The 18,509-nt window shown below is 51.5% G+C and carries 21 protein-coding genes; 12 read left to right on the forward strand and 9 right to left on the reverse strand.

Going from position 1 to position 18,509, the window contains the following annotated elements; all coding sequences use genetic code 11:
* Positions 1–38: 38 nt before the first annotated feature.
* The 3 genes from ACO0LH_RS13490 to gatC are packed head-to-tail and all read right to left on the reverse strand — an operon-like array spanning position 39 to position 2,287.
* Complete coding sequence (locus ACO0LH_RS13490; RefSeq protein ID WP_422941619.1) at positions 39–518, reverse strand: hypothetical protein; 480 nt, start codon at positions 516–518, stop codon at positions 39–41.
* A complete protein-coding gene (gene gatA / locus ACO0LH_RS13495) occupies positions 515–1,969 on the reverse strand; it encodes an Asp-tRNA(Asn)/Glu-tRNA(Gln) amidotransferase subunit GatA (protein WP_422941620.1) in 1,455 nt (484 codons plus the stop codon). Before gatA ends, ACO0LH_RS13490 begins: the two co-directional genes overlap by 4 nt.
* Before the next feature lie 15 nt (positions 1,970–1,984).
* Positions 1,985–2,287, reverse strand: coding sequence for an Asp-tRNA(Asn)/Glu-tRNA(Gln) amidotransferase subunit GatC (gene gatC, locus ACO0LH_RS13500; RefSeq protein WP_422941621.1), 303 nt, complete (start codon positions 2,285–2,287; stop codon positions 1,985–1,987).
* Between the two features lie 299 nt (positions 2,288–2,586).
* On the opposite strand from gatC, the gene ACO0LH_RS13505 reads away from it, so the two are divergent.
* The 6 genes from ACO0LH_RS13505 to ACO0LH_RS13530 all read left to right on the forward strand — a co-directional run bounded on the left by ACO0LH_RS13505 (position 2,587) and on the right by ACO0LH_RS13530 (position 9,631).
* Positions 2,587–3,630 carry a rod shape-determining protein gene (locus tag ACO0LH_RS13505; protein ID WP_110256286.1) on the forward strand — a complete coding sequence of 348 codons (1,044 nt, stop codon included), beginning with the start codon at positions 2,587–2,589 and terminating at the stop codon, positions 3,628–3,630.
* Positions 3,631–3,777: 147 nt separating this feature from the next.
* Entirely contained in the window at positions 3,778–4,827 is a 1,050-nt protein-coding gene (gene mreC, locus ACO0LH_RS13510; RefSeq protein ID WP_422941622.1) for a rod shape-determining protein MreC, read from the forward strand.
* Positions 4,824–5,342, forward strand: coding sequence for a rod shape-determining protein MreD (gene mreD, locus ACO0LH_RS13515; RefSeq protein ID WP_422941623.1), 519 nt, complete (start codon positions 4,824–4,826; stop codon positions 5,340–5,342). Before mreC ends, mreD begins: the two co-directional genes overlap by 4 nt.
* A gap of 53 nt (positions 5,343–5,395) precedes the next feature.
* A complete protein-coding gene (gene mrdA, locus ACO0LH_RS13520; protein ID WP_422941624.1) occupies positions 5,396–7,393 on the forward strand; it encodes a penicillin-binding protein 2 in 1,998 nt (665 codons plus the stop codon).
* A 1-nt stretch (position 7,394) separates the two neighbouring features.
* Positions 7,395–8,504: a rod shape-determining protein RodA gene (gene rodA, locus ACO0LH_RS13525; RefSeq protein WP_422941625.1), complete on the forward strand. Its 1,110-nt coding sequence runs from the start codon at positions 7,395–7,397 to the stop codon at positions 8,502–8,504.
* A gap of 50 nt (positions 8,505–8,554) precedes the next feature.
* Positions 8,555–9,631 carry a septal ring lytic transglycosylase RlpA family protein gene (locus ACO0LH_RS13530; RefSeq protein WP_422941626.1) on the forward strand — a complete coding sequence of 359 codons (1,077 nt, stop codon included), beginning with the start codon at positions 8,555–8,557 and terminating at the stop codon, positions 9,629–9,631.
* On the opposite strand, the gene rsmI is transcribed toward ACO0LH_RS13530, so the two are convergent.
* Positions 9,628–10,545, reverse strand: coding sequence for a 16S rRNA (cytidine(1402)-2'-O)-methyltransferase (gene rsmI / locus ACO0LH_RS13535; RefSeq protein ID WP_422941627.1), 918 nt, complete (start codon positions 10,543–10,545; stop codon positions 9,628–9,630). The two genes, ACO0LH_RS13530 and rsmI, sit on opposite strands and share 4 nt — an antisense overlap.
* A gap of 45 nt (positions 10,546–10,590) precedes the next feature.
* Here rsmI and ACO0LH_RS13540 point away from each other — a divergent pair, with 45 nt between their 5' ends.
* From ACO0LH_RS13540 to ACO0LH_RS13560, 5 genes are all read left to right on the forward strand, one after another.
* Positions 10,591–10,986 (forward strand): YraN family protein, encoded by a 396-nt coding sequence (locus ACO0LH_RS13540; protein WP_422941628.1) that lies wholly within the window; start codon positions 10,591–10,593, stop codon positions 10,984–10,986.
* 113 nt (positions 10,987–11,099) lie between these two features.
* Positions 11,100–11,696, forward strand: a complete 597-nt coding sequence (locus ACO0LH_RS13545) for a phosphoheptose isomerase (protein ID WP_422941629.1) — start codon at positions 11,100–11,102, stop codon at positions 11,694–11,696.
* Complete coding sequence (locus tag ACO0LH_RS13550; protein WP_422941630.1) at positions 11,689–12,348, forward strand: BON domain-containing protein; 660 nt, start codon at positions 11,689–11,691, stop codon at positions 12,346–12,348. The genes ACO0LH_RS13545 and ACO0LH_RS13550 overlap by 8 nt, the downstream gene beginning before the upstream one ends.
* A gap of 115 nt (positions 12,349–12,463) precedes the next feature.
* On the forward strand, positions 12,464–13,054 hold the full coding sequence (locus ACO0LH_RS13555; RefSeq protein ID WP_422941631.1) for a LemA family protein: 591 nt from the start codon (positions 12,464–12,466) through the stop codon (positions 13,052–13,054).
* A gap of 38 nt (positions 13,055–13,092) precedes the next feature.
* Positions 13,093–15,099 carry a M48 family metalloprotease gene (locus ACO0LH_RS13560; protein WP_422941632.1) on the forward strand — a complete coding sequence of 669 codons (2,007 nt, stop codon included), beginning with the start codon at positions 13,093–13,095 and terminating at the stop codon, positions 15,097–15,099.
* A gap of 14 nt (positions 15,100–15,113) precedes the next feature.
* On the opposite strand, the gene ACO0LH_RS13565 is transcribed toward ACO0LH_RS13560, so the two are convergent.
* The 5 genes from ACO0LH_RS13565 to ACO0LH_RS13585 are packed head-to-tail and all read right to left on the reverse strand — an operon-like array spanning position 15,114 to position 17,356.
* Positions 15,114–15,539 carry a BLUF domain-containing protein gene (locus ACO0LH_RS13565; protein WP_422941633.1) on the reverse strand — a complete coding sequence of 142 codons (426 nt, stop codon included), beginning with the start codon at positions 15,537–15,539 and terminating at the stop codon, positions 15,114–15,116.
* Positions 15,540–15,572: 33 nt separating this feature from the next.
* Positions 15,573–16,280: a GTP cyclohydrolase I gene (gene folE / locus ACO0LH_RS13570; RefSeq protein WP_422941634.1), complete on the reverse strand. Its 708-nt coding sequence runs from the start codon at positions 16,278–16,280 to the stop codon at positions 15,573–15,575.
* 24 nt (positions 16,281–16,304) lie between these two features.
* On the reverse strand, positions 16,305–16,526 hold the full coding sequence (locus tag ACO0LH_RS13575; protein ID WP_422941635.1) for a cysteine-rich CWC family protein: 222 nt from the start codon (positions 16,524–16,526) through the stop codon (positions 16,305–16,307).
* Positions 16,523–16,774 carry a zf-HC2 domain-containing protein gene (locus ACO0LH_RS13580; protein WP_422941637.1) on the reverse strand — a complete coding sequence of 84 codons (252 nt, stop codon included), beginning with the start codon at positions 16,772–16,774 and terminating at the stop codon, positions 16,523–16,525. The genes ACO0LH_RS13575 and ACO0LH_RS13580 overlap by 4 nt, the downstream gene beginning before the upstream one ends.
* Positions 16,775–16,789: 15 nt before the next feature.
* Positions 16,790–17,356: a sigma-70 family RNA polymerase sigma factor gene (locus ACO0LH_RS13585; protein ID WP_422941638.1), complete on the reverse strand. Its 567-nt coding sequence runs from the start codon at positions 17,354–17,356 to the stop codon at positions 16,790–16,792.
* A 220-nt stretch (positions 17,357–17,576) separates the two neighbouring features.
* On the opposite strand from ACO0LH_RS13585, the gene argB reads away from it, so the two are divergent.
* On the forward strand, positions 17,577–18,509 hold the full coding sequence (argB, locus tag ACO0LH_RS13590) for an acetylglutamate kinase (protein ID WP_422941639.1): 933 nt from the start codon (positions 17,577–17,579) through the stop codon (positions 18,507–18,509).

The raw sequence follows: 18,509 nt of genomic DNA on the forward strand, positions 1-18,509 counted from the left end.
CGTACCGCCTAGAAAGGCCGCCGGCACATCAGTCAATGTTATTGATCATACTGGCAACTGCCGGTTTTGACATCCACCGTCAGTGCTGAAAAATTCCGGCGTGAACCGCACATGGTCGGGCAGCTGGGCTTGATATGCAAGGCATCACCTTCGCGTTCCAGGCGTATGCTGCATTGCAGGCCGCGGTCAAAATCATAGCCGCGTTTTGTCCTGGCTTCGATGGCATCTTTCAGCTTGATACGCCAGCCCTTTTCGGTCAGCTCGGCTTCCAGGCCATCATCCATATCCACGCTGCATTCATGCCCGCGGTTGCTGCGAAATACCGAGGACTCCCACTGGAAGTTAATGATGTTGGTACCATCCAGTTGTATGCGTGCTTGGTCATTGAGGATCAGGCGCTCACCGTCACCATCTTCCAGTTGGGTCAGTGCGCAGGCGACACGCGTATCCAGTGTCTGAGCGGACAAGACATTCGTGATTACCAACATGGTCCCCAGCAGGAAGAATTTCAAGTTCATAGCGGTGCGCGGGTATGCCAGTCAGTTGCTTGCTGGAATTGATGCGCGATATTCAACAGTCGCGCCTCATCGAAGTAATTGCCTATCAATTGCAAACCTACCGGACGTTTCGCATTCTTTTCGCCCTGACCAAAACCGCAAGGGATAGACATGCCTGGCAAGCCAGCCAGGCTGGTCGACAGTGTGAAAATATCGGCCAGATAATTGGCAACCGGGTCATCTGCTTTTGAACCCAGATCCCATGCCACAGTGGGTGCTACCGGCCCCATGATGACATCGCATTTTTCAAATGCAGCAGCGAAGTCTTGTGCAATCAGGCGGCGAATTCTTTGTGCCTGCAAGTAATAGGCATCATAGTAGCCATGTGACAGCACATAGGCGCCAACCAGAATGCGGCGTTTAACTTCAGCACCAAAACCTTCGGCGCGAGATTTTTTATACATCTCATTGAGATCTTTGTAATTCGCTGCACGATGACCATAACGCACGCCATCAAAACGACTTAGATTTGAAGATGCCTCTGCCGGTGCAATCACATAATACACAGGGATCGATAATTCCGTTTTTGGCAAAGAAATTTCTACCAGGGTAGCACCCAGTTTTTCATATTCTGCCAGAGCCGCACGCACTGCCTGTTCAACATCGGCTGCCAGACCTTCTGAGAAAAATTCTTTCGGCACACCGATACGCAAGCCTTGCAGGGATTTATTCAGATCGCGGTTGAAATCTTCTTTCTTGCGTTCCAGCGAGGTTGAGTCACGTCCATCGAAACCTGTCATCGCATTGAGCAGGATGCCGCAGTCTTCTGCCGTCTGGGCGATAGGGCCGCCCTGATCCAGAGAAGAAGCAAACGCAATCATGCCATAGCGGGATACGCTGCCATACGTTGGTTTGATACCTGTGACACCGCAAAACGATGCAGGCTGGCGAATTGATCCACCAGTGTCCGTCGCAGTGACAGCTGGTGCCAGGCGCGCAGCAATGGCTGCGGCAGACCCGCCAGACGAGCCGCCAGGCACGGCAGTTTTATCCCAGGGGTTTTTCACCGGACCAAAATACGAATTTTCATTCGATGAGCCCATGGCAAATTCGTCGCAATTCAACTTGCCCAGGGTGACCGTGCCAGCCTTGTTAAACAGTTCAACCACAGCCGCATCAAAGGGGCTGACATAGTTTTCCAGCATGCGTGAGCCCGCAGTGGAGCGCCAGTCGCGCGTCACGAAAATATCTTTGTGGGCGATAGGTACACCTGTCAATACACCCGCATCGCCACTGGCCAGACGCGCATCAGCCGTGGCGGCTTGTTGCAAGGTCAGGGCTGGGTCCACATGCAGGAAGGCATTGAGGTCACTGGCAGCAATGCGGTTCAGATAATGCTGGGCTAATTCGGTAGCGGATACCTGCTTGCTTTGCAGCAGGGCGGATAATTGCGAAATTGTTTTGGTATGCATAAGAGTTTTTGTTGCTTATTCAATAACCTGAGGTACGAGATACAAGCCATCCTGGGTGGAAGGCGCTGGCTTTTGATAGTCTTCACGGTGATTGCTTTCACTGACTACGTCTTCACGCAGGCGCAAAGCCAGTTCTGGCAGCAAGGCGGCGATAGGGTGGCTTAAGGGGGCAACACCAGTGGTGTCGACCGCCTTTAATTGTTCAACCAGGGAAAAAATGCCATTCAACTTCTCCAGCGTAGAAATTTCCTCTGCTGCCGAAGTTTCTATTTTTGCCAAATTGGCAATTCTTTTCACATCTTCAAGTGTCAGTGACATAATTCATGGGCGCAAGTATGCGCAAAAAGATTGTCAGAAAATACAAAATTCGATTTCAAACTAAAGCTTACTTTTAGGTGTTGGTATCGAATAAATTTATACAGATTATAAGGTAGAATGGCGGGTTAATGCCCTAAATGGCTTGCTAAATCCCCTAACTCGCGTAGATCACCTAGATATTCGTCTGGTGACGGGATAAGCGTCCAAATTTCCGGTTAGACAGGACGGGGTTCAAAATTCGGTTGTGCAGCCCTTAAACCGGGGGATGTGCCCACAATAAGTTAAACACAGGACAATTCATGTTTGGTTTTTTACGTAGTTATTTTTCAAACGATCTGGCGATCGATCTGGGTACAGCAAACACGCTGATTTATGTCCGCAGTCAGGGCATCGTTCTTGATGAGCCATCGGTCGTTGCAATCCGCCAGGAAGGCGGCCCTAACGGCAAGAAAACAATTCAGGCAGTCGGTAAAGAAGCCAAGCAGATGCTGGGCAAGGTACCAGGCAATATTGAAGCCATCCGCCCGATGAAAGACGGTGTGATTGCTGATTTTACCGTCACCGAGCAAATGCTCAAGCAATTCATCCGCATGGTGCATGACACCAAATTCTTCAAGCCTTCTCCACGTATCATCATTTGCGTGCCTTGCGGCTCTACCCAGGTAGAGCGCCGTGCGATTCGCGAGTCTGCCTTGGGTGCCGGAGCATCACAGGTGTACCTGATCGAAGAGCCAATGGCAGCAGCGATTGGTGCTGGCTTGCCAGTGTCTGAAGCGACTGGTTCCATGGTCGTCGATATTGGTGGTGGTACTACTGAAGTCGGCATCATTTCCCTGGGTGGCATGGTCTACAAAGGGTCTGTCCGTGTCGGTGGTGACAAGTTTGACGAAGCGATTGTCAATTACATCCGTCGCAACTATGGCATGTTGATTGGTGAGCAGACTGCCGAAGCCATCAAGAAAGCCATCGGTTCTGCTTTCCCGGGTTCTGAAGTCAAGGAAATGGAAGTCAAGGGACGCAATCTGTCAGAAGGCATCCCACGTTCTTTCACCATTTCCAGTAATGAAATTCTGGAAGCGCTGACTGATCCCCTCAACAACATCGTTTCTGCCGTCAAAAATGCACTCGAACAAACCCCGCCGGAACTGGGTGCCGATATTGCAGAAAAAGGCATGATGCTGACCGGTGGTGGCGCCTTGCTGCGTGACCTGGACAGACTGCTGATGGAAGAAACCGGTTTGCCCGTCATCGTTGCCGAAGACCCGCTGACTTGCGTGGTCCGTGGCTCTGGCATGGCGCTGGAACGCATGGATAAGCTGGGTTCGATTTTTTCTTACGAATAAACCCTGAGGGAGAGCACGGACAAAATCCTTGTTTTCCCGACAATGCATGGCTGGCGTCAAGGCTGTCAGCTTTTGTTAATTGAAGAAACGCGCAATCAGGCATATTTCTGCTTGTAATAGCTGGTCATTGAAACTCACCGGTAAAGTATGGATTACAGCCCACCACCACTCTTCAAGCAAGGCGCTTCTGCCCGTGCCAGAGTGGTTTTCTTTGCCGTTCTGGCGATTTTTCTTCTGGTTGTCGATTCCCGTCTTAAATCGCTGACGCTGGCACGCCAGGTACTAGGTACTGTCTTGTATCCGGTGCAGATGGTGGCTGTCATGCCGCGTGACACCATCAAACGGGTGTCGGATTATTTTGTTTCTGTCACCGCACTGGAAAAGGAAAATATCCAGCTCAAGCGCCAGCAGACACAAAATGCCGATAGCCTGCAACAGGCCGGGCAGTTAATGGCAGAAAACACGCATCTGCGCAAATTGCTGGATGCACGCGAGCGCATGCCAGTCAAATCTGTCATGGCTGAAATTATCTATGATGCGCGTGACCCATCGACCCGCAAAGTGATCATTGATCGCGGCATCAAGCACGGCGTGGCCCTGAGCCAGCCGGTGATTGATGACCAGGGCGTGGTTGGTCAGGTTACCCGGGTTTTCCCGCTGACGGCGGAAGTGACTCTGCTGACTGATAAAAATCAGGCTATCCCAGTGCAGATAGTGCGCAATGGCCTGCGCAGTGTGGCTTATGGACGTGGGCAGTCTAGCTATCTCGATATGCGCCTGACCGCCAATGCGGATATACAAAACGGTGATCAACTGGTGACCTCCGGTATTGATGGTGTCTACCCCGCTGGTCTGGCCGTTGCCAAGGTCGTGCAAGTTGAAAACAAGGCGACTACCACCTTTGAAAATATACTCTGTGTACCGGCAGCCGGCATAGACCGCAACAAGCAATTACTGGTTTTATTGGTCTCTACCGATAATCTGTCGCGGCCTGATACAGAAGACGTGCGCGCCAAAAAAGAAAAATTAAACCGCAAGGTCACGCGTGATGCGGCTGCACCGTCGTCAGATATCAAGCCTGTCGACCAGCCCATGAAAGATTTGCCAGGCAAGGATTCAGCGGCGAAAGACGTTCCTGCCAAAGAATCGCCCGCCAAAGAAAGTCCACCAGTAGTCAGTAAGGAGCCGGCACAATGAACAGCCCACATTACATTTTGCTGCCAGTCAATCCGGTATTTATTACTGTCAGCTTTGCGATTGCCTTCTTTCTCAATTTCCTGCCCTGGGGTAACTGGATAGGTGTACCTGATTTTGTCGCCCTGGTACTGGTATTCTGGACTATCCACCAGCCGCGCAAGGTGGGTATAGGTGTAGCGTTTGCCATGGGCTTGCTGATGGATGTGCATGATTCTGTCAACCTGGGCGAAAACGCCCTGGCATACACCCTGTTGTCTTACTTTGCGATCATGATACACCGCCGCGTATTATGGTTTCATCCATTGACGCAGTCATTGCATGTTTTCCCGCTGTTCCTGTTTTCGCAAGTCGTGCAAATTGCAGTGCGCCTGCTGGTGGCGCCAGATGCACATTTCCCTGGCTGGATGTACTTCGCCGTCAGCGTGGTGACGACTTTGCTGTGGCCCGTGGCGACCCTGTTATTGCTGGCACCGCAAAGACGCGCAGTTGATAAAGACCATACGCGTCCAATCTGACGATACGCCATCCTGCTTGCATTTGTTAAGCTGTTTGCTCCACCTTTTCTATTATGACCGAACTCAAGAACACGGAACGCGAACTACATTACTTCCGCCTGCGACTGCTGTTTATCGGCGCATTCGTGTTCCTGTGTTTTGCTGCGCTGATTTCCCGTTTTGTCTGGCTGCAGATCATCAAGCATGATGACTATGCCCTGCTGGCAGATGAAAACCGTATCGATATCGTTCCTGTTGTACCTAACCGCGGCTTGATTACTGATCGCAATGGTGTTGTGCTGGCACGTAATTATTCGGCCTATACGCTGGAAATCACCCCATCCAAAATTCATAAAGACATGGATGTGCTGATTGACGAGCTTGCCATGCTGGTCGATATCCAGACCAAGCATCGCAAGCGCTTTCGAAAATTGCTGGAAGATTCAAAAAGCTTCGAGAGCATACCCATACGCACGCGCCTGACCGATGAAGAAGTAGCGCGCTTTACTGCCCAGCGTTTCCGCTATCCCGGTGTCGATATCCAGGCACGCCTGTTCCGCCAATATCCTCAGGGAGATGTGGCATCGCATGTGATAGGCTACATAGGCCGTATCAGCCCCAAAGATGCCGAGATCATTGATGAAATGGAAGATGCCGCCAATTACAACGGCACTGACTACATCGGCAAGGAAGGCCTGGAAAAAAGCTACGAGAAAATCCTGCACGGCAATACCGGTTTTGAAGAGGTCGAAGTATCAGCTGGCGGACGGGCTGTCAGGGTGCTTTCACGTTCAGCACCTACCTCAGGTAAAAACCTGATTTTATCGGTAGATATAGAGTTGCAAAAAGTCATAGAAGAAGCTTTCGGTGATCGTCGTGGCGCACTGGTGGCGATAGAACCGGCGACCGGTGATGTATTGGCCTTTGTCTCAAAACCGACTTATGACCCTAATCTGTTTGTCGAAGGCATAGACCAGCAAAGCTGGAATGAGTTGAACACATCGGAAGAAAAGCCTCTGCTCAACCGGCCACTGACAGGTGCCTACCCGCCGGGATCCACCTACAAGCCCTTCATGGCACTGGCTGCGCTGGAACTGGGTAAACGTACGACAACGCAGGCAATCGCCGACCCGGGATATTTCACTTTCGGTAACCATACCTTCAAAGATGATAAAGCGGGCGGGCATGGCATGGTCGATATGTACCGTTCCATCGTGATGTCCTGCGATACCTATTATTACATGCTGGCAAATGACCTGACTGTCGATGTCATGCATGATTTCATGGCACCATTTGGTTTCGGGCAAAAAACCGGTATCGATCTTGAACATGAACGTACTGGCTTGTTGCCGTCAACTGCATGGAAGCGGGCAGCGTTCAAAAAGCCCGAGCAAAAGCGCTGGGTGCTGGGTGATACGATTTCACTTGGTATCGGACAGGGGCAAAACACCTTTACACCTTTGCAAATGGCGCATGCGGTAGCGACCCTGGCGAACAATGGCATTGTCATGAAGCCGCATCTGGTGAAGATGACAGAAGACCCGCAAACCAGGCAAAAGACCCTGACAGTGCCCAAGGAAAGTTATCGTATTCCCCTGAAGCAGGAAAACATCGATTTCATCAAAAATGCCATGGTAGGGGTGACCAAAGAAGGTACGTCGGCAAAAGTGTTCCTCAATGCCGAATATGTCTCTGGCGGTAAAACTGGTACAGCCCAGGTGGTCGGCATCAAAAAGGGTGAAAGCTATAACGCCAAGCGCATCGCTGCGCGCCATGTCGATCATTCTCTGTATATTGCATTTGCACCGGCTGACAAGCCAAAAATAGCGATTGCCATCATTGTCGAAAACGGTGGTTTTGGTTCTGACGCAGCAGCACCGATAGTGCGCAAGGGTCTTGATTATTACCTGACCGGAAAGCGTCCGCAGGATAAAGACAAAGACCATGCGCCACCCGCCCCCAAGTCACAAAGTGACATGGCCTTGTATCGTTCTGACGCCGAAATCAAGGCTCCCGCCGAACCTGACCCTGGCCCGAAACCTGGCGGTGAAACCAGCGGCAATAAGGATTGATATGCAAAAACGTGGCATTAACTGGCATTTTATCCGCTCGCATATCCTGGTATTTGATGCGACGCTGGCGATACTGATCTTCCTGATCATGTCTATTGGCGTCGTGACGCTGTACTCTGCCGGTATTGATTTCCCTGGGCGGGTAGAAGACCACATCAGAAACATCCTGGTCTCATTTTTCATCATGTGGATCATGGCCAATATCCCGCCGCAAACATTGATGCGCTTTGCCATACCCATTTATAGCTTTGGTTTGGCCTTGCTGATTGCCGTTGCGCTGTTTGGCCTGGTCAAAAAAGGCTCGCGCCGCTGGCTGCATATCGGCCATGATATCCAGCCTTCAGAAATGATGAAGATCGTTACACCGCTCATGCTGGCATGGTATTTCCAGAAGCGTGAAGGCACCTTGCGCTGGCGTGATTTTGTGGTTGCTGCCTTCATCCTTGGCGTGCCTGTGGCACTGATCGCCAAGCAACCAGATCTGGGGACGGCCATGCTGGTCGTCGCCGCCGGTTTTACCGTGGTGTTTCTGGCGGGTCTGTCGTGGAAGTTTCTGGCCTCGCTGATCATTTCTGCGGCAATCATCATCCCTACCGTGGTATGGCCGATGATGCATGATTACCAACGTGACCGCGTACTGACCATGCTGGACCCGAATCGTGATCCGCTGGGCAAGGGTTTCCACATCATACAGTCCACCATTGCGGTTGGTTCAGGCGGCATGCATGGCAAGGGTTTTTTGAAAGGTACGCAGGCGCATCTGGAATTTATTCCTGAACATACGACGGATTTTATCTTTGCCGTCTATTCAGAAGAATTCGGTTTTGTCGGTAACCTGATACTGGTGACCCTGTATTTCCTGCTCATCATACGTTGCCTGATGATCGCCGCGAATGCACCGACCATGTTTGCCCGTTTGATGGCCGGTGCCGTGACCATGATATTCTTCACCTACGCCTTCGTGAACATGGGCATGGTCAGCGGTATCGTACCCGTAGTCGGTGTACCTCTGCCCTTCATGAGTTATGGCGGGACTGCGCTGGTCACCCTGGGCATGGGCCTGGGTTTCATGATGAGTGTGCAGCGTAACCGCAAGCTGGTGCAGACATGAAAATTGAGTGGAAAAGCTGTTTATCAAAGAAGGGCTGGCAAACTGCATCATTGTCAGCGCTTACTGTCTTGCTGGCGGCTTGCGGCAGTGCGCCCAAGCAGCACACTGTCATTGCCGATAGCCAGCGCCCTGCGAGCACTTCCAGACAAGCATCGAATACAGCAACACCTACATCTCCCTCGTCAACCAAGTCCAGCACTGGTCGCGGTGCCTACTATAAAGACGATGGCCCGGGCGATAACCCGCCAGACGGCCTGGAAAATACCGTTGACCCCATACCTACGCTTGAAGATTATTCTCGCTCAGGCAATAAACCTTATGTTGTGTTTGGCAAGACCTATACGCCACTGGCTGACAGCACGACCCCGTTTGTGCAGCGTGGTGTAGGCAGCTGGTATGGCAAGAAATTCCACGGACAAAAAACTTCATCAGGCGAGCTGTATGATATGTACAAGATCACCGCTGCCCATCCGACCTTGCCTATTCCTTCTTATGCCCGCGTGACCAATTTAAGCAATGGCAAACAAATTATCGTGCGCATCAATGACCGTGGCCCTTTCCATGCCAGCCGCATTATTGATTTGTCGTACACGGCGGCGTTGAAACTTGATGTAGTGGGTAAGGGCAGCAGCCAGATTGAAGTCGAACGCCTGTTGCCTGCCGACATAGAAAAAATGGCTGAAAACCGCAAGAACCAGCCGACTACCTCACCTACAGTGATGGTCGCGAACAATACCAATACCCAAGCCGTTGTCAGGGAGTTGCCGCCAGCACGTCAACCAGAAAAAGCCCTTGCCACCATGAGCATGGAAGAATTACTGGCAGCGCAGGAAAACAAACCGGTAGAAAAACTGCCACCACCTGCGAATGCAACGACAACGACCGCAACCACAGGTACTGCCTATTACATACAGTTTGGTGCTTATGCGATACGGGCAAATGCCGAATCCATCATGAACCACCTGAAAGGCCGCGCCACCAGTCAGCTGCCGGGCTTTGATATCGTCCAGCAAGGCAGCCTGTATCGTCTGGTCAGTGGCCCCTTTGCCAATCGCTCGGAAGCCAATGCAGCCATTTCACAGGCAGGTGATCTGGGTGTAGGTCGGCCCATGGTAGTGCAGCGTTAAGCGTCGCCTTCATCCTGCTTCATTTCCAGAGCTAGTTGATACAGGGCGTTCTTTTTTAATCCTGTCAGCTTTGCCGCCAGCGATGCTGCCTGCTTGACCGAACATTCTTCCAGCAAGATGCTGAGCACCCGTCGGGCTTCAAGTTGCTCGTCGTCTTCTATGGTTGCCGCAGCTTCGATGAGGATGACATATTCACCCTTTTCCCGGTGCGCGTCGGCAGCAAGCCAGTGGGCTGCTTCGCTGAGCGGGCAGCGATGAATTTCTTCAAACAGTTTGCTTACTTCGCGCGCCAGTACGATACGGCGGCTATCGCCAAAAACTTCACGCATGGCCTGTACCGATTCGATGATACGGTGTGGTGCTTCATAAAAAATCAGGCTGGCTGCGGTGTTTTGTACTTCTCTTAATATGCTTTCACGTTGCCCCGATTTACTCGGTAAAAAGCCGACAAAATAAAAGCGGTCATGGATCAGGCCACTGGCCGACAAGGCGCTGATAGCAGCTGATGCACCAGGCAAAGGCGTTACCGGCAGACCTGCCAGTTTGATGGCATCGACGATTTTGGCCCCTGGGTCAGATACGCCAGGTGTACCCGCATCAGATACCAGGGCAATGCGTTCACCTGCCTGCAAGCGCGACAGGATTTTTTCAGCGACCTCGCGCTCATTATGCTGATGGGCAGCAATCAGAGGTTTGCTGATGCCATAGCGTGACAGCAACTGGGCGGTATTGCGGGTATCCTCGCAGGCAATGGCATCGGCCAACGATAGCAGATGCAGGGCGCGCAGGGAAATATCTGCCACATTTCCAATTGGCGTGGCGACTACATATAATGTGCCTGCCGGATAGTTTTGCCGTGTAACGGTTTCCATGATGCTGGCACTTGTGAACAGTGCGTTATCTGTCGTGCTCATGCCTGTCCTTATTTAAAACAATGAATTAGCCGAGATTGTACGCCAATGAGACCTGTCAACAACCCGCAAGAACAGGCGGGCAACACTGATGACCATCGCACCAGCCGCCGCCGCAGCGGTGATCAGGGCGAGGCGGATGCGCTGGCCTATCTGGTAAAAGCCGGTTTAAAACTGGTGCAGCAGAATTTCCTGTGCAAGGGCGGCGAAATTGACCTCGTCATGCAAGATGGCAAAGTGCTGGTCTTTGTCGAAGTCAGGAAACGCACTTCCATGCAGTTTGGTGGTGCCGTTGCCAGCGTGACCCCGGCCAAACAAAGACGTATGGTGCATGCGGCGCAGGTGTATCTGATGTCTCAGAAAGTACAGACGGCCTGTCGATTTGACCTGATCGCCATAGACGGCGACAACATCAATTGGTTGAAAAATATCATTGTGGCCTGATGTATCAGCTTGAAAAGAGACTGATATCGGCCAGATCATGACTGACCAGGGGTCATCGGGATCAGATTAATTTTGCAACAGTCTCATAAGCCTGCCGTATAATCTGACGCACTATGACAAACCAACGCATACTGGCGCACTTCCAAGAAAGTGCCGAACTTAAAATGCGGGCCGCTGCCGAGCTGGCCCAACCTATTTCTCAAGCTGTGGAACTGATGTTCGCAGCGCTGTCTAATGGTAACAAGATACTTGCCTGCGGGAATGGCGGTTCTGCTGCCGATTGTCAGCATTTCGCCGCCGAACTGGTTGGCCGCTTCGAGCGTGAAAGACTGCCTTTGCCAGCAATGGCGTTGACGACAGACACCTCGATATTGACGGCAATAGCGAACGATTACAGTTTTAATGAAGTGTTTTCCAAGCAGGTGCAGGCATTTGGTCAGTCTGGCGATATTTTGCTGGCCTTATCAACATCTGGCAATTCAGCCAGTGTGGTGAATGCCATTAACGCGGCTCTGGAACGTGACATGCGTGTCGTTGCGCTGACTGGCAAAGGTGGCGGTGAAGTTACCAATATCCTGACCGAAGCGGATGTGCATATTTGTGTGCCGCATGAGCGTACTGCACGGATACAAGAAGTGCATTTATTAACCATACATTGTTTGTGTGACGGCATTGATGCCGCATTATTCGGAGGTGATGCAGATGAGTAGAAAAATCTGGAACAAGCTGGCCAGGCCAGTGGCAGTAGTCAGCCTGTGCTGTGCGGCTGCCGTAAGCTTGCAGGGTTGTGTGGAACTGATGGTAGGCAGTGCCGTCATCGGCACTTTTGCAGCGACCGACCGGCGTACCTTGGGTGCGCAGACCGAGGACAAATCCATCGTCATCAAAGGCGAATCACGTATCTCTCGCCTGCTCGGTAAGAACGGCCATGTCGATGTGAATTCATTTAACCGTCGCGTGCTGCTGACCGGTGAAGTCGTGGATGAAAACGCCAAGGCAGGTGCCGAACGTGAAATGCGTGCCGTAGAGGGAGTGACTTCTGTAGTCAATGAAATCGAAATCACCAGTTTGTCGAAATACACTGCACGTTCTAACGATGCGCTGATCACGACCAAGGTCAAAGCGACGTTTGTCGATACCAAGGATTTGCAGGCGACAGCCTTCAAGGTGGTGACTGAAGCCGGTGTGGTGTTTCTGATGGGGCGTGTAACCCAGCGTGAAGGCAACCTGGCTGCCGATGTCGCCAGCAGCATCAGCGGGGTGCGCAAAGTCGTGAAGGTATTCGAATACATCAGCGATGCTGAATTGAATGAATTGCAGGCTACGCCGGGCAAGTCAGAAAAGACAGAAACAAACAACTAGGCAGGTAAAACCGACATATTTGTCGGTTTTCTTTTTTAAAACCCGGACAGCCCGGTTTTCCCTGTGAAGACTGCTGCAAGAATCTGGCCGGGTTTTATTTTCCAAAGGAGAAATCATGATTGCATTGATCGTATTGTTAGTCATCATTGCTGTGCTGGTATTTTGGGTTATCGGCGTTTATAACCGTCTGGTGACTTCACGCAATCGCTTCAAAAATGCATTTTCCCAAATTGATATTCAATTGAAACGACGCTATGACCTGATCCCGAATCTGGTGGAAATCGCCAAAGGGTATATGAAGCATGAGCGGGAAACTCTGGAAGCCGTCATTGCCGCCCGTAACCAGGCAGTGACTGCCAATACCAAGGCCAGCGTTGATCCTTCCGATGCCGGAGCTGTCCAGCAACTGGCCGCGGCGGAAGGTACGCTGACTGCATCGCTGGGTAAAATGTTTGCCCTGTCAGAGTCTTATCCTGACCTGAAGGCAAATCAAAACATGATGCAATTGACTGAAGAACTGACCGGCACTGAAAACAAGATCGCGTTTTCACGTCAGGCGTACAACGACAGCGTCATGCAATACAACATAGGCATAGAACAATTCCCGGGGTCTGTGATTGCCAATATGTTTGGTTTCCGTTCGGGTGAATTATTGCAGGCCACCGAATCGGCAGAAGAACGCAAAGCCATCAAGGTTTCATTCTGAAATAATTTTCAAATCAGACCAGGCATTGAGAAATCCCCATGGATTTTTTCGAACAGCAAGACCAGGCACATCGCCAAAGCAGGAAATTATTATTCCTGTTTTTCCTGGCGGTAGTCGCCATTATCGTTACGGTTAATTTTGCCCTGGCGATGATCTGGATCTGGACGTCCAGCAAGCATTTTGCCGGTGCGCATAGTTATCCACGTGGATTCTTTTTCATCAATACGGTAGTCACGCTCCTGTTCATCGGCGGTGGCACGCTGGTGGAAATGTACCGCTTGCGAGATGGTGGCGATGCGGTAGCGCAGATGGCAGGCGGCCGCCTGGTCATGCCATCGTCGCAGGATACGCAGGAAAGACGCTTGCTTAACATTGTCGAAGAGATGGCGCTGGCAGCTGGCATTGCCTGCCCGCGTGTGTATATTCTCGATAGCGAAGATGCCATCAATGCCTTTGCTGCTGGCTATCATCAAAATGAAGCCGTGGTCGCGGTCACTCGCGGCACCCTGACGCGTCTGACGCGTGACGAATTGCAGGGCGTCATCGGTCATGAATTCAGTCATATTCTCAACGGGGATATGCGCATGAATATCAAACTCATCGGTGTCTTGTTTGGCATCCAGATGATAGCCGGGTTTGGTCAGGAATTATTGTATTGGGGATCACGCTTTGGCAGCTCACGCAGCAGTGATGAAAAGGGCCCTTCATTCCAACTGATCATGCTGGCATTTGGTGCGGCCCTGTTTGTGATTGGCTATGTAGGTATATTTTTTGGCCGCCTGATTAAATCCGCGGTTTCACGCCAGCGCGAATTTCTGGCCGATGCCAGCGCCGTGCAATTTACCCGCAACCCCGATGGCATAGGTGGCGCCTTGCGCAAGATTGGTGGCCTGACCCGTGTCAATGATTGCGGTTCACGTATTAATCATCCAAAGGCAGAACAGTTTTCGCATATGTTTCTGGGGGCAGCAAAGCCGCATCTTTTATCCGGTCTGTTTGCCACGCACCCACCATTGCAGGAGAGATTGCGCCGCGTATACGGCAAAAGTGTGGAATTTACCGATGCCAGCGTAGTTGCCGAAGCCGCTGCCCCAGTTGAAATGCCAGCAGGCGTATCTGGTTTTAATGCGCGGGATGCCTATGCCGGGCAGCAGGGACTGGCGCAACCAGCAAGAACCACCGGGCGTGCTGTGCAGGCCAGCGCACCTGACGTCATATCAGGCGCGGGCTTTGGTCTGCAAACGAATCAGTTCAGCAAGCAGGCAGCAGGCGATACCAATAATGCCTTCTCCCTCAACGCACTGATTGTGCAAGCAGCGCGTGATACCTCAGGTGCCTGCGCTTTGCTGTACGCCTTGCTGCTTGATCGCAGTCAGGCTGATGCCTACGCCTTGCAATTGCAAATCTTGCAGCAAGCTGCTGCTGGTCAAGCTGAACTTGCCGAGAAATTGTTGGCAGAAATTGAAACCATGTCACGCGGTACGCGCCTGCCCATGCTTGACCTTGCCATGCCAGCCTTAAGGCTCTTGTCAACCGAACAAAAAAACCATTTATTGTCAGTGGTTAACCGTCTTATTGCTGCGGACCAGCGCATAACACAGGCAGAGTTCGTGTTGCAAACCGTGCTCGAGCGCCGTTTGGGTAACAAGGCGGGCAGATCAGTTGCCGTTCGCTATTCGGGTTTGTCTGAGCTCAAGAATGAAACCCGGCTTTTGCTGTCACTGGTCGCGCACGGACAGCCAAATGACAGCCTGGCCTTGCCAGCATTCCGGCGTGCGGCGGTCGCCTTACCGGATTTGAAATTCAGTGATGCAGATATGCGCAGCGCAGCAAGCCTGGATTTTTTTGAAATCAGTCAGGCGCTGGAGAAATTGAATCAGCTCGCGCCATTGGCCAAACCTTTCCTGATACGCGGCATGCTGGCAGCCGCAATTGTGGAGGAAAAGATATCGGATGACATGGCAGACCTGTTGCGTGGTGTCTGCGCGGCGCTGGATGCACCTGTGCCAGATCAGGTTTCAGCCGTCTATGCAAGCGTACACTGACCCGCGCTGGCTTTTCAGGTACGGCCAACGATAGACGCTGTCGCCATCAGTTCATCAATCAATGCCAGCAGAATTTTGCCTGACATGCGATGTGGGTCCAGTACCGGCAAGGGTGAGTATTTCAATAAAATCGAAGGATTGATTTTGCCCATATTCGCCTGGCCCATGGTCCAGCCAGCATAGCGACGCTCAATGATTTCTTCATAGTCAAGCAGCATCACATCAGTATGACGGGCATCACGCAAGATGTGGCCATACAGGGCGTTGACGGCTTCCCGCCCACCTTCAAGCACCTGCATGAATACCTGATCACTATGGCACAGCACGCCGGTGATGCCGAATTGCGGATTGTGCTGGCGTGACTGGGCGACTATGGATTGCACCATATCGCAAATTTTTTCGTCAACAGCGCGGCTTGCATAAAGTAGGCGTACTAGCATGGCAAATTCCGGTTAGCGTTCAATTATCTTTTATTATCTTTTGATCAGGGACAAAAATTCACGACGCAGATTCGCATCTTTCAGGAAAGACCCGTGCATGACACTGTTGATCATCGCGGTTTCCATATCTTTCACCCCGCGCCAGTGCATGCAAAAATGATCGGCTTCCATGACGACGGCTAGGCCATCCGGCTGCATTTTTTCTTGCAGGGTGTCAGCCAGTTGTACCACGGCCTCTTCCTGGATTTGTGGCCGGCTCATGACCCATTCAGCAATGCGGGCATATTTGGACAGGCCAATCAGGTTGGAATGCTCATTCGGCATCACGCCTATCCAGACCTTGCCGATGATAGGGCACAAGTGATGCGAACAGGCACTGCGTACCGTGATCGGCCCGATGATCATCAATTCATTGAGGTGAGATGCGTTTGGAAATTCGGTAACCGGTGGCATGGGCACATAGCGTCCCTTGAACACTTCCTGAAGAAACATCTTGGCGACGCGGCGCCCGGTATCCTGGGTATTGTGATCACTTTCAGTATCGATCACCAGGCTTTCGAGCACGGCACGCAACTTTTCTTCGACTTCTGCTTGCAATTCATCCATTTCGCCAGCTTCGATGAAGCGGGCAATATTGTCATTGGCATGAAAGCGCGTCTTGCTGGCCGTGATGCGTTCACGAATGCGCTGCGAGACAGGGATGTTGACTGCTTTATAAGCGAGAGGCGTTTCGTTAGACATGCTGAAAACCGGGATGTAAAAGTCTTATGGTAACTGAATTGCCAGATTGGCGTCGTGCTGCGCTTCCTGATCGGCCTTCCATATCGGCAGGCATTGCGGGCAAAAGCAACTGGCATCTGCCTTTAGACCACCATCCTGCAATTTGCGGAAGGCAATTGGCGGCAGTGCCGTACACCAGCATGTTTCACCAGTATTGTCTGCCATCGCGCAGGTAAACTGGCTGGCGCAGCGCGGGCAGACGCTCATGGCCCACCTTCTTTTTTGCCCGTATCGTTATTGCTGTTATTGCCATTTGTTTCATACGCAGGCAGGCCATTCACTGCTACGCGATGCATGGCTTTGCGTAAAAACGACATTTGTCCATCAAAGCTGGTGCAGGAACGACAGATGGCCAGATGCATTTTGAGTTGCGTGCGCTCAGTGACACTGAGTGGCCTGTCCAGCCCTTCAGAAATTAATTGGTGCGCTTGTTTGCAAGCGATAAATATTTGCATGTGTTTTCTCCCGTACTACTGTAGTCCGAACCAGTTCAAGTCCAGGCATTCGCGCAGGCGCAGGCGGGCGCGATACAGCACTACCCAAAGATTAGACGTAGTCAGCTCCAATTCCTTACAAATTTCTTCTGTTTCCAGTTCCAGCCATTCACGCATCATGAAAACCCGGGCGGTTTTTGCCGGCAGGTTTTCCAGGCATATTTCCAGCACGCGGAAGAAATCTTTTTGTTGCAAAGTTGCCTCAGGCGCGCCCCAGGCAGTTGGCGCTGTCAAAACATGGCCGTTAGCATTAAATAAACTGTCAATCAGATCACTTTCAGATTCATCATCCTTGATTTCCAGCGGCTTCTCGCGCTTTTGCGCGCGCAAATGGTCAATGATCTTGAATTTAAGGATACCCGTCACATAGGTGCGCAAGGAAGAATTGCCAGCGAAACTGTCCGGTTTTTCCAGTACGGCAAGCAGGGTTTCCTGCACCGCATCTTCGGCAGCGCAATCATTACGTAGCTGCAATTGCGCAAAACGTATTAAACCGGGGCGTAAAATTTCCAGTTGCTGATGCAGGTCTGTTATAGATGTCATAAGTCTCGTGACTGAATTGAAAAAGCTTTCGCTGCAAATCCTGTAAAATTCGGCTTGGAAACGTAATGTATAACGTAATTTATTTTTTCAGGACTTTCACAACATTGTCCCGCCGGGAAGCAGCGACGCAGACAGTACCATTGTACGGGCTGGCGTTGCAACTCAGTCGAGGGGGATTTTATGAAAGCCTTGCCAATCATACCTTCAGGATACCGTCATAATGAGCGATTTGAACGCAAACACGACAGAACTACAGGCGCCGGAAGACCGGTTAGCCGGTGTGGAACCCGCCATCAAAGCCGAAATCCTGGCGGAAGCCCTGCCGTATATCCGAAAATTCCACGGCAAAACCATCGTCGTCAAATACGGCGGCAACGCCATGACAGAAGAACGCCTGAAACATGGCTTTGCCCGTGATGTCATTTTGCTCAAACTGGTGGGCATGAACCCGGTCGTGGTACACGGTGGTGGCCCGCAGATTGACAATGCGCTCAAGAAAATGGGCAAGCAGGGTACATTTATCCAGGGCATGCGCATCACCGATGAAGAAACCATGGAAGTGGTTGAATGGGTGCTTGGCGGTGAAGTGCAGCAGGATATCGTCATGCTCATCAATCACTACGGCGGTCAGGCTGTGGGCCTGACAGGCAAAGACGGTGGCCTGATCCGCGCGCGCAAGATGATGATGCCAGACCGCGAAAATCCGGGTGCCATGCTTGACATCGGTTATGTGGGAGAGATTGATGCCATCAATCCTGCTGTCGTCAAAGCCTTGCAGGATGATGCCTTTATCCCCATCATTTCCCCTATCGGTTTTGGTTCTGATGGCCAGGCATACAATATCAATGCTGATCTGGTCGCGGGCAAGATTGCTGAAATCCTGAAAGCTGAAAAGCTCATCATGATGACCAATATTCCAGGTGTGCTCGATAAGCAGGGCAATCTGGTGACGGATTTGTCTGCGCGTGAAATTGATGAAATGTTTGCCGATGGCACGATTTCCGGTGGCATGTTGCCAAAAATTTCATCTGCACTGGATGCGGCAAAATCCGGTGTCAATACCGTTCACATCATTGATGGCCGTATTGAACATTCGCTGTTGCTTGAAGTGCTGACCGAGCAAGCTTTCGGTACCATGATACGCAGCCATTGA

Source organism: Undibacterium sp. TJN19, from assembly GCF_049339485.1.
GTDB lineage: Bacteria > Pseudomonadota > Gammaproteobacteria > Burkholderiales > Burkholderiaceae_D > Undibacterium.